This is a genomic window from Dapis brunnea BLCC-M229 (genome assembly GCF_050015995.1).
Lineage (GTDB): Bacteria > Cyanobacteriota > Cyanobacteriia > Cyanobacteriales > Microcoleaceae > Trichodesmium.
The window spans coordinates 47,803-59,395 of sequence record NZ_JBNHEP010000002.1 but is presented as its reverse complement, the minus strand read 5'-3'; the positions used below and the strand labels follow the sequence as shown (position 1 = coordinate 59,395).

Genomic DNA, 11,593 nt, shown 5'->3' with positions numbered 1-11,593 from the left:
TATTGTAGACCAAGCATTATAGTCTAATTTTACCAGTTAAGTTGTGTAAGTCCCATTATCAATTATCAGTACATCTGCCTAAACCATTGGGATTGAAATACGGATGTTGATTTTGTTCATCCCCTATCCAAGGGAAGATTTTAGACCTGATTTTTTGGTAAAAGTCCACTAGTTAACCTTAATAGTATATTGAGCTACATCCTTCCTTAAAAAGCTGAGAGCTGACCGCTAATAGCTGAATGCTTACAAAAAATCAGGGTACTGTTCAACAATTAATAATTAACAATTAATAATTAATAATTAATTATTACCTCTTCTGTAATAGAAGGATTGGTTAAAAGGATTTTAAAGGAGAAGCTTTAAACCTTAATTTTTCGGTAAACAAGTAATGATAATAGTAGGGAATAGGAATTACTGGGAATAGAAAAGAGTTCTAATATCCTTTATCCTTACTATTTTAGGACTAACAATTTAAGTTATAGCAATTTCATAAAAAAATGTTACCTATAATGTAGCTAAGGAAGAAATAAAAAGAAATATGTTTTCCAGAAAGTAATAAAAAAAGCTAGAAATTAACCTGCATTAGCAGAACTAGAGAAAACTTTATCATCAGAGCATAAATTTCCAACTTGATTAATTGTAGCAATCCTTGTTTTCAAATTATATTATTGTGATTCCTATCATCCATATTTCATTTTGGCTTTTTAATTATGACTTTTGACTAAAATAGTTAAATTCAGTAGAAAAAAACTTGCTAAAAACAAAAAGATAGATTAAATTAAATCTCAAATAATACTGTTTATAGTAAAATAATCTATACTCCCTATAATTCAGTCTGATGTCTTAATCTCAAACATTTAGGTGGTGTGTCATGTATAACCAACAAGCACAACAAAGAAGTCAAGCAAAAAAAATTTCAGACCTTGAGTTAATAAATATCTGGTTACAACAAATTCCTCCTATACAGCAATCTTCTCATTTATATATAGCTCAAATGTTTCTGAAATTTGTCAAAAAACCACTAGAAAAAATAACTCCAGCAGATGTTATAGCATTTGCAAATGTGCGGAGTGTTCATTCTCAAAATTGGGAATCTCATCAACACAAACGAGTAGAAACTATTAATTCTCTACTAAAATTTGGTCAGCAAACCGGAATACTCCCTACTACTCAAAAAAAACCTACTATTCAAAAAAAAACATTGTCTCCTATTACTACAAACTTGAAAAAATCAGCTTCCTCTCAAGACAAAATTAAAAATCACCGCACTACTGGGAAAGTGCAGAAAAAGACTTTAAACTTGTCTAAACTATTTAACTTCCAATTAGCTTCCTCACTATTAATTATTTTAGGATTATTCATAGCAATCTCACAACTATTTCGGCAAGTGGGTGGGAGTGCAAATGCTGATGAAAAAGAGTCAGCAACATCAGTAGTTATGCCTAAGATAGATCCAACTAAAAATTGGGCTTATCCAGTAAATGTTCCCAGAATCAGAGCTTTTCTAGATACAATTTCCGTCACAGAAGGTACAACAGGGCCTCAAGGTTATTATCGTCAATATACAGGTAGTCATTTCTCTAGCTTTAAAGACCATCCCAGAGAACTGAAATGTGCCCTTAGTAATGGCAAGGAACTTTGTTCTGATGCTGCTGGGCGATATCAGTTTCTGAGTACCTCTTGGGATCGCTTTGCTCCTGTAGTCAAGGCTAAGAATTTTAGTCCTACCTATCAAGACCGTGTAGCTATAGAATTGATTCGAGAAAAAGATGCTCTGAAAGATATTGAAGAAGGGAGAGTCGAAGAAGCTTTTAGAAAGTTATATATGGTGTGGCCATCATTTGGGGAAACTGAAACAGATGTGGAACGACTCATGCCTAAACTTGTCGGAACTTATGAACAGAAATTGGCTCTTTATCAATCAAATAGCGAATAGGGAATAGGGAGAAATAATTGATAATTTATGGATAATAATTGATTTGATTTGGGATTTTTGGAGAGGTATAATACCAAATTGATAAATGTTTGCTACAAATAGTTAGGCTATTTCTTAGAAGTCAACTCACTCCTAACCCAACCCACCCCCGCCCCTCCCAGGAGGGGAGCCAGGAGGGTAAGTCAAGAGACAGGAGTCAGAATGAATAAGTTTGATATCATTTTTTATGTTGTAATTTCTCTTTTTCGTCAAATAGACATTTCTGCTCGAGTCTTTTAATACTGCTTATTATTCGTAACATTCTTTTGTCATGCATGGTATAATAAACATCTACGAAAAAACCGGGTTTCTGGGTTCGCCCGCGTAAGTCCTGATAATATTGGTTTTGACTGATTTTGATTAAGAAAAAAAATTATGTTATGTCCTATTTGCGGTGCAGAATATGTTGAAACAGTGCCAGAGTTTTGCTCTATTTGTGACTGGAATTTAAAATCAGATACCGCTTTCTTTGCTACAGCAGAAATTTACCAACAAAAAGAACAAGCAAAGTTGAACTGGGCTAGAAAAATGTGGCAAATTTTACAAGCTACGGAAAACGCCAATCATCATAATAGCAATTCTGGTTTACCAACTGCACCAGCAGATGAAGTAAATGACAATCAAAATTACAGGGATCTAAAAAAGCAACTGGATGAAATACAATCTCAGTTACATCAGGCAGCAATAGAACGCTTTCAACTTAACTCTCAACTACAATGGGTACTTTATCATCTCGAACAACTTAATCCAGAGACGTTAGCAGAAACCCTATATAATATTGATGAAAAATTGAATGCTATGCCAACTCCCGAACCACCAATGTCAGAAGTGGGAATAGATTATAACCCACTGATTAATCTCTTAGCTGCTGGAAAATGGCGAAAAGCAGATGAACTTACCTGGGAGTTGTTGCTACAAGTAACTTTGAGGCAGGAAGAAGGTTGGCTTCAGTTGGCAGATATTGAGAATTTTCCTTGTACAGACCTTTGTACTATTGATTGGCTTTGGGAATATTATAGTAATGGGTTGTTTGGCTTAAATGCACAACAACGTATATGGGAAAGTGTGAGTGGACAATATGGAGATTTTTGCGATCGCTTGGGATGGCGAGATGGAGAAAGTTGGAAATATTATGATGAATTGTCGTTTAACCTCCAAGCTCCAGAGGGTCACTTACCTATAATTATCTGGCGCAGACGAGCTTGTTATGGGGTAGGTCAAATGATGGCTGCGGAAACTTTTTTGGCTTTGATATCGCGACTAACAACTTGTGGTGGTAGTAGATAATTTGCGACTCAGTAATTTTTAGGATAAGCTAGAAAAATAAAAACAAACTAATATAGAATCCGGGTAATTAGTTATCGTATCGCGCTAGGAGTCAGGAGTCAGGAGTCAGGAGTCAGGAGTCAGGAGCCAGGAGAAAGAAAAGATTGGAACTTGGAAATTGTATAATTCGTATTCAATAGAATATCTGTATTCAGAGAAAGTAATTTTGCAATTACTGTATAACCGGATTTTATATAACTTGTGAAATCTACACCTTATTTTTAGCCAGAGGGATATTCCATGTCTAATGAACAATTCTTGTTAGATGATATTAAGACAGTAGGAGAATATGACCTTGAGCAGGATAGTGACCTGGAAAAACTAGCCTCAAAACTTGAGCAAATTGAGGAGAGTGAATTTATTAATTCAACTACCCAACAGAAGGGATTTACAAAAGATGTTGGTGGAATTTTAACTTTTTTTCCTTTCTTTTTCTTAATCGGGGTTTCACTTAATTGATGGATTTTAGCGATTCCTTGATATCCTTTATCAGCAATCACTTTAGTCAAATCCCCAAATTTGACTCCACTGTGTTTGAAAAAGTTGAAAATCGTGAATTCTGCCTTTTCCATTGACTAAACATAATATTTTTTCACTTTTTTGCACTCATTACTAATTGTGTTTTTAGTGTATGTTCTCTTTGTTTTCCACTATAAAACTGTTTTTGTCGTTTTTTAGGTGTTTCAATTTTGCTTTCCATTACATCCATTACTACCAGTTCTTCTTCAGAATAAGTTTGCCATAATTCTTTTTTTCCAGGGAGTCGAAACTGACGAGATTTTATTAATATGTTTTCAATTTTATGCACAAGACGACAAACGTTAGATTCGGACATTTTCCAATATGAACCAATATGATAATAAGTCCTATATTCTCTTAAATATTGAAGAGTCATTAAAATTTGGTCTTCAACGATTAATTTGGACTTGCGTCCTAATTTCTTTTTTTCTTTATTTTTAGCTTTGATAGTGCGAACCATCACTCTAAAAGTTTTTTTACCCCTGTTAAACGCTGAAATTCAGTTTGCGGTAATTTTTTTGCTTGCCAATATTTCATAATTCAATCAATTTTATTTGGTGAATAATTGTCTTTAATAATTATACAATTATTCTGGTTTTAAAACTTAATTGACTTTTTTGGATTGGCGATCGCCACCATGAGATAGCGATCGCTGTATGATCCCAGTTGATTATGGGCAACAACCAATAAAAAACTTTTGCAAGAGGTCTAATGCTTCTGGGAAAAGTTCAGTTGCGATAGGTGGAGATGCTTCTGATGCAGTGATTATTACAGGTAATCACTGCATCAGCTTACTATTCAATCAGGATATGACTATAAAGCTTTGGGAAATTTATCTGATTTAATAGAGAACCTTAGTAATAAAATTTCAGATAATTACCAAAATATTAGTAATAAAATTTCAGATGATTACCAATATAGGCGTCAAAGTGACTTTATGCGTCTAGATGCTGACTATCAAGATAATTTAAGAAAAATGGAAAATGAATATCATCAAGAAATAGATAGAATTATTTTAGATTTGGAAGGACGGATAAATCGATTAAATGACTACCTTTCAGACATGCGCAACGATCGTCCAGGTGGATATGCGACACCAGAAAGAGTTTCTGGCCATTATGAGATGGAAGATAAATATAAGAAAAATTTACGAGCATTTGAGAATGACATTGAATATTTGAGAGAAGGAAAATATAATGATTTGTCAAAATATTTTTTGGGAAAAGTCAGATATGAATTGTCAGATATTACAAGGAAACAGATAGATAATTTATTAGATGATTTTGAAAGTCAAAAAACAAGACTTAGAAAATATTTTGAGGATCAAAAACAAAGACTAAATTATTAAAATTTAAGAGCAGATATATCAAATTCAGTAACAAGGAATGCAAACCTTGAAATTACAATAATTAAGCAAATTTAATGTTTCTATTGATGAGGGTAGAGAGATTTATATTGGCGATCGCAATTATTTTAATTGGAGCGATGAAGCTATTCAAGCTGTTGTATAAGTGATTCAACAAGGAAAAGCTGTTGCTGTTTTTAATCCCACAGGAAAAGTAACTATCTACAATTATGACAACTATTATCGAGAAGAAACAACAACTGCCTCGGTTGATACCACAGAGGAAACAGATAATTTACTTGGAAATAAATTAGTTACACAAGGTCAATTTGATAGAGCAATTTAAGCTTATAATCAGGCTCAAGAATTGGATTCAGATTTAGAAATTTCTGCTGATAATTGGAATTATCTTTGTTGGGAAGGTAGTCTGAACAAGCAAGTATAAAAGGTAATGTTTGCCTGTGAAAAAGCAGTTAAAATTGCCCATAATAATGGATTGATTCGCAATAATAGAGGTTTTGCCAGAGGATTAATATCTGATTTTAATGGTGCTATTGAAGACTTTGAAGTATTTATTAAATCGACTGATAATGCAGAAAAAAAAGCACAACAACAAGGTGGGATTGAATTTCTGAAAAAGAAAGAAAATTCTTTTACATTTGAGGGATTAGATAACTTTCGTTAGGAGTAAATAGCGTATGTTGGGTTTCGATTCCTCAACCCAACATAACATTGTTTCTACATAAAACCAATTTAATAAAATAATTTTACAAATGAGTAGTTGGAAATTCCGATCGACTATAGAAACTATTTGGTCTCTTTTAAATTGATTTTCTTTTCTACAGCATTCGCGCTCGAAATTATAACTATTTTTAGTTGAATAAAAAATCATGTGCATGGGCGAGCAACTCCAGATAGTTTTTAGTATATCAGAATTTTTGTGAAGATGCAACCGAAATTCCTTTGATGCGCCGATTTTTTTCAGGAGCTTCAGAGAATGAAAATGTTTGTGCTTTTCCCACTAAGGATGGATGGAAGTATTTGACGATCGGAAAAACAACCAGGGTAGCTTGTGGGGAAAATTCCTGAATATTTGATGGTTTCTGAGTCAGAAAAATTAGTTGAATAAAAAATCATGTGTATGGGCGAATAACCCCAGATAGTTTTTAGTATATCAGAATTTTTGTGAGGATGCAACTGAAATTCCTTTGACGCGCTGATTTTTTTTCAGGAGCTTCAGAGAATGAAAATGTTTGTGCTTTTCCCACTAAGGAGGGATGGATGAAAAGATTTAAAATTAGTATATAGCAGTCGAAGCAAAGGGCGCGGACATTGCTAAATGCTGTTTGCGCAGGATTTGGGCACCGAAAACTCAGTTAAAGATTACTTGTGACTTCTCGTCGCTAATCCGACGGCTCCCCTATCTGACTTCGTAGCGCTATAACATTACTGTTGGGTTTGCTGTCGCTTAACCCAACCTACTAGACTGTTTCAGCTAAAACTGTGCATTAGCTTTTTTAGTAATCACCCCATCCCCTCATCACCCCATCTCCCCATCTCCCCATTTTCTAATGCAACATTTAAGATGAAACGGTCCACTACAGGATTATAACTACATTTCCTTTGCGTCGGACATAGTTAGAAGTTTTCCCACCCATCTACTTAATTAGCCTACATTACTTTGAATCACTTTTCTATATTCACTCTTACGCTTCATACCTTTTAACTGTTTGACCAAACCCTTATCCTTAAAAAACTGAATCGTCGGTGTAGACATCACCCCCGCATTCTGAGTAATCTCGGGATCTTCCTCAATATCAATCTCCACATAATGAATTTTTTCCTCAAACTCCTGTATCACCTTCTCCAAAATAGGTTTCAAAGTATGACATGGAGCACAGGTAGGAGCAGAATACTTTACAACAATTAGGCGATCGCTCTGATGGTAAAGGCGACGCAAAGCATAACCCCCCAGATGGTGAGTAGCATTCGGGTCAAAACTCTCAACAGTATCAGCAACCAATCCATTTTCATATTCTTCCGGCGACTTCTCTACATTCTTTTCTGGAGCCAACTCTTGTGCCAAACCTTTTGACGACAACCATTTCTCTGCCAACATCGCCCCCATACAACCACTACCAGCAGCAGTTATAGCTTGACGAAACTCATAGTCTTGCACATCACCCACAGCATAAACACCAGGAACGCTAGTTTTGACTATCTCTTGAGTCACCACATAACCGACCTCATCCAATTCCAACTGCCCTTGAAAAATTTGAGTATTCGGAGTATGACCAATTGCATAAAACAAACCTCCAACTGGTAAATTCTTATGTTCACCAGTCTGACTATTTCTCACCTCCACTCCTTCCAAGCGACTCTTACCAGCCGTTGCATATTTGTGGGATGAATTAGTGTGGGGAGTGTGGGGAGTGTGGGGAATCAAAGATTCATCCCTTGGTTCAGCAACGTCCTTACCATAAACATCTACCACCTCAGTTTGCCAATGAACAGTAATTTTGTCATTTTCCAACACTCTGTGCTGCATTATCTTACTTGCCCGCATTAGATTCCGGCGTACCAACAAATGAACATGAGAACCATACTTATACCATTTCACAGAATTCAGAATTCAGAATTCAGAAGTTAGATTGGATAGGCTAAAAACTTTGACAAGAGAAAGGTTTGAGGCAATTATTTGACATTTAAAGTTTGAAACTATTTGTGACATCTTTAAAAGACATCTGGTGAAAATTAAAAATCAAATCAATTCTCATCCAGAAATTATCAATTACTCCCCTCCTGGGAGCAGGGCTGTTTCATTCTCAAAAAAGGTGTAGAATTATAGAGTAAGGAGCAGATTTAGGGCTTTACTTCGGCCAATATTAGCTTAAATGGCCATTTATTGTTAATATGGTCGCGCGATCGCCTAGGGATGCGTAGCACTATCGTCACCAACCAATGTCAAACTGACCCAATAATTGCCCTGTGCGATCGCAACACAGCCTTGTTCAGAGCCAAAAATGGATTTAATACCAGACTTAAGCACAAATAGAAAGTATATATTTTAGATTATGACTTAAGTTTGATATCGCTGATTTAATTCCGGCAAAACCATGTATTCTCAGCAGAGTTCAAACCCAAGTTTTTAAAATAGAGAAATTTATGGCAGAAAAGCCAGATTTTTGAGGACTTAAATCTTCCTCTAAAATTACATCCTTTACCCAATGTAGTTGATTTTCAATTAACCAATGTCCTCGAATCCCAGAGGCTAGACTAGCAGATAATGGTGAGAGAGAGCAAAGATAATAACTTATACTTTCTACTGATTTTCACCCACGATTACCACTAGGTTTGACTCTGATTACACAACCTGCATCTTGCCATAAATCATCAAGATCCCATCGGTATATGAAAAACCTCTACTTGTCTTATTGTCTGGCGATTTCTAGTTTTTTCATCATTTATATACCTTTTTACGGCTTTGCTTGATTTAACTTGCTTTTCTATTTTTGCATATAATAATGGTTGATTCCTTTTAACTTTAACTAAATAATCATTTTGAGTTTCGATAATTGCTGCCACGGTTTTTTTTGGCAGTGTAAAGCATCAAGGGTAAAAACTACTCCTTTTAAGTCCAATATTTCTAGTAGTTGTCTAACTATCGTAATTTCACTTTCTTGTTTATTATTAAATATTTTTATTCCTAAGACCAGCCCTCTTTCATGACTAAATGCTGATACACAATTGATGAAATTTTGCTCAGATGTATCATAATTATTAACAGTATTTTTCAAGCTTTTTCCATCTATGGATACCCATTCATGGGAGCTGATTTTACTATATTCTTGACTCCATTGATTAAAAGCTATTTGTAATTTTTGGTAATCTAACTGTACCATTACCCGTCTGATAGTTGAATATGAAGGAACACGAGCTTGAGGGATATTTAATAGTTTAATCAAACTGAGACGATGACGTTGAGTAAATCTGCCTAACTGTCTATAACCCCAATAACCACTAATTATACCCATGATCATAATCAACAATACTAACCATAAAGGATGACGACAGCCCTTCGGGTCACGAAAATCAGGTATTTCTTTCAGGTAATCAATCAGGGTTTTTTCCATATATTTTGATATTTTGGCCAAGAATACCAAATAAATCTGCTCCTTACTCTATAATTCTACACCTTTTTTGAGAATGAAACAGCCCTGCCTTGAGAAGGGGGGGGAAGGGAGCGCAATTGGAAAACCAATCAATCTTGCGGTTCTTACAAGGGTATGCTATTATAAATAGAATTAGGCTGCTAGGCTAACAGTGTCAGCGCCAGTCGCTCATGGGGGAGACCCCCAAGACCGCACTGGCTTGTCTGTGGAGCAACCGTAAGACCAGAAAGAGGTTTGGCCTTGGAGGCAGGTGCTACGTTATCGAAGCTCCTCTGAAAGAGGCAGCAGAAAGTCCTGAGTCGGGAGGTTTAGGAATCCCTCATTGTCGCGGCATGCGCAACGTCGGGAGGATGTCAAGTAGTCAAAACTAAAATCTAGAGACTTTGATAGTTTTAAGAATAGGGTCACTACACCCTGTTATTATGCCACCATTAGCCAGGACTTGTTCAAGTATCTGAAGATGCTTTTCTGTAATAATTTCACCAGGTATTAATACTGGAATACCTGGTGGATAGGGACAAAGTAATTCGGCACTGATATATCCTACAGACTTTTCAATAGGCAAACAATCCTGATCGGCAAAAAAAGCATCTCTGGGAGAGACTGGTATGGAACAATCAGTTACCTGGAAGTTAAATTTTGTTCTGTGATTAGTAGGCAAGTTAACTTGACCTCGATCGCTTAAATTAACTAAACCAGTTACTAATTGATCGATATCTGTCTTTGTATTCCCCAGAGAAATAATAAATGTCAGATTTTGGAAACTGGGCAACTCACAGGTGACTCCTAATTCCTGATGCAAAATTTCATCAGTTTCATACCCACTCAATCCCATATTAGAGACTTTAATAGTTAGTCTCGTTTGGTCAAGGGCAATAAATCCTGGGTTGAAATAATTCTCTATTGGGGAGTTGGGAGTTGGGAGTTGAGGGTTAGGAGTTGAGAATATTTCTCCTAATTCTTCAATTTTTTCTTTAACCTCATTCTCTATTGGGGAGTTGGTAGTTAGGAGTTGAGTGTTAGGAATTGAGAATATTTCTCCTGATTCTTCAATCTTTTGTTTAATCTCATTTTCTAATAAATCTGAATCTCCTGATAAGCAAGTCAAACTTCTTTCTTCTTTCTTCTTGCTCTTTCCTTCTAGCTCGAATACCGAATAATTCGACAGTTGACTAATTCTATTTCTGGCATTCTTAGCTAATTCTAGAGTTTGACTCATCAACTCCTCACCAAATAAAGCCATTTGTTGCCGATCTGCATCAAGGGAAGCTAGAAGTAAATAACTTGGACTACTAGACTGTAATATCTGTAATGCTTGCTCAAGTCGATAAAGGTCGATACGATTACTTCCAATATGAAGCATAGATGCTTGAGTCATAGCTCCTAGAGTTTTATGAGTTGACTGTACAGTTAAGTCTGCTCCACCGACTAATGCTGGTATTGGTAATTCTGGATGAAAAGCAAAGTGAGCTCCGTGAGCTTCATCTACTAATAGAGGAATATTATATTTATGTACTTGTTCGGCGATCGCTCGAATATCTCCACAAACCCCATGATAGGTGGGATAAACTATCATTACTGCTTTAGCGTCGGGATGTTTGGCTAAGGTTTGGGCGATAGATTGGGGAGTAATGCTCAGAGGAATATCCCAATGAGAGTCATATTCTGGATAGATAAAAATCGGAATTGCTCCAGATAGAATTAAACCGGAAATTACAGACTGATGAATATTCCGAGGCAAGATTATTTTTTCTCCATTTCCACAAGTAGCTAGAATTCCGGCGATAATTCCTGTAGTAGAACCGTTCACTAAAAATTTAGTGTGTAATGCGCCGAAGGTTTCTGCTGCTAATTCTTGAGCTTCTTGAATTACACCCTCTGGAGCGAAGAGGTTATCTAGTTCTGGTAATTCTGGTAAGTCTGCTGGAAAAACTTTTGTACCGAGTAATTCAGTGAGTGGTTGTGGAATGCCTTTTCCTTGTTTATGTCCTGGTGCATAGAAAGAAGCATGAGATTTTTGGGAGAGATTTTTGAGAGTTTCAACTATTGGTGTCTTGGTTTGGTTAAGCATTTGAAATTTTCTATGTTTTAGGAGCCTTGATTAATTTTCCTCTGGAAGTAGCTACGAAACTTTGGCAAAATTATTTTCTCTCTATTTCTACAAGTAGCTACTAGAATTCTGGCGATAATTCCTGTTGTAGAACCGTTGACTATAAATCTGGTGGTGAAATTTTTGAGAGTTTCAATTATTGGTGT

Annotated in this window: 10 protein-coding genes and 3 pseudogenes; 8 read left to right on the top strand and 5 right to left on the bottom strand. The window is 35.8% G+C overall.

The features are described 5' to 3' along the window. Window positions 1–871 precede the first annotated feature (871 nt). The 3 genes from ACP6PM_RS00560 to ACP6PM_RS00550 all read left to right on the top strand — a co-directional run bounded on the left by ACP6PM_RS00560 (window position 872) and on the right by ACP6PM_RS00550 (window position 3,760). Window positions 872–1,936 (top strand): glycoside hydrolase family 24 protein, encoded by a 1,065-nt coding sequence (locus ACP6PM_RS00560; RefSeq protein WP_426580855.1) that lies wholly within the window; start codon window positions 872–874, stop codon window positions 1,934–1,936. A 414-nt stretch (window positions 1,937–2,350) separates the two neighbouring features. After that, window positions 2,351–3,262, top strand: coding sequence for a GUN4 domain-containing protein (locus ACP6PM_RS00555; RefSeq protein ID WP_426580853.1), 912 nt, complete (start codon window positions 2,351–2,353; stop codon window positions 3,260–3,262). 279 nt (window positions 3,263–3,541) lie between these two features. Then, the gene (locus ACP6PM_RS00550) at window positions 3,542–3,760 is read left to right on the top strand and encodes a hypothetical protein (protein WP_426580857.1); all 219 of its coding nucleotides are present in this window, start codon (window positions 3,542–3,544) and stop codon (window positions 3,758–3,760) included. On the opposite strand, the pseudogene ACP6PM_RS00545 reads toward ACP6PM_RS00550, so the two are convergent. Then, window positions 3,715–4,357, bottom strand: a pseudogene (locus ACP6PM_RS00545) (transposase family protein); the annotation flags it as partial. The gene ACP6PM_RS00550 and the pseudogene ACP6PM_RS00545 sit on opposite strands and share 46 nt — an antisense overlap. 286 nt (window positions 4,358–4,643) lie before the next feature. On the opposite strand from ACP6PM_RS00545, the gene ACP6PM_RS00540 reads away from it, so the two are divergent. From ACP6PM_RS00540 to ACP6PM_RS00525, 4 genes and pseudogenes are all read left to right on the top strand, one after another. Next, entirely contained in the window at window positions 4,644–5,168 is a 525-nt protein-coding gene (locus ACP6PM_RS00540) for a hypothetical protein (RefSeq protein ID WP_426580851.1), read from the top strand. Window positions 5,169–5,244: 76 nt separating this feature from the next. After that, window positions 5,245–5,331: pseudogene (locus tag ACP6PM_RS00535) on the top strand (hypothetical protein); the annotation flags it as partial. Next, window positions 5,332–5,511: a hypothetical protein gene (locus tag ACP6PM_RS00530; RefSeq protein ID WP_426580850.1), complete on the top strand. Its 180-nt coding sequence runs from the start codon at window positions 5,332–5,334 to the stop codon at window positions 5,509–5,511. It abuts the pseudogene before it with no gap. Window positions 5,512–5,616: 105 nt separating this feature from the next. After that, on the top strand, window positions 5,617–5,850 hold the full coding sequence (locus tag ACP6PM_RS00525) for a tetratricopeptide repeat protein (RefSeq protein WP_426580848.1): 234 nt from the start codon (window positions 5,617–5,619) through the stop codon (window positions 5,848–5,850). Window positions 5,851–6,831: 981 nt separating this feature from the next. Here the strand turns inward: ACP6PM_RS00525 and ACP6PM_RS00520 are convergent. Further along, window positions 6,832–7,773, bottom strand: a pseudogene (locus ACP6PM_RS00520) (thioredoxin domain-containing protein); the annotation flags it as partial. Window positions 7,774–8,070: 297 nt separating this feature from the next. Here ACP6PM_RS00520 and ACP6PM_RS00515 point away from each other — a divergent pair. Beyond that, a complete protein-coding gene (locus ACP6PM_RS00515) occupies window positions 8,071–8,220 on the top strand; it encodes a hypothetical protein (RefSeq protein WP_426580846.1) in 150 nt (49 codons plus the stop codon). Window positions 8,221–8,558: 338 nt separating this feature from the next. Here ACP6PM_RS00515 and ACP6PM_RS00510 read toward each other — a convergent pair whose 3' ends face one another. From ACP6PM_RS00510 to ACP6PM_RS00500, 3 genes are all read right to left on the bottom strand, one after another. Continuing rightward, window positions 8,559–8,750 carry a hypothetical protein gene (locus ACP6PM_RS00510; RefSeq protein WP_426580844.1) on the bottom strand — a complete coding sequence of 64 codons (192 nt, stop codon included), beginning with the start codon at window positions 8,748–8,750 and terminating at the stop codon, window positions 8,559–8,561. After that, entirely contained in the window at window positions 8,714–9,298 is a 585-nt protein-coding gene (locus ACP6PM_RS00505) for an ISAs1 family transposase (RefSeq protein WP_426580842.1), read from the bottom strand. Before ACP6PM_RS00505 ends, ACP6PM_RS00510 begins: the two co-directional genes overlap by 37 nt. Window positions 9,299–9,704: 406 nt before the next feature. Next, window positions 9,705–11,408, bottom strand: coding sequence for an aminotransferase class I/II-fold pyridoxal phosphate-dependent enzyme (locus tag ACP6PM_RS00500; protein WP_426580840.1), 1,704 nt, complete (start codon window positions 11,406–11,408; stop codon window positions 9,705–9,707). Window positions 11,409–11,593: the final 185 nt, after the last annotated feature.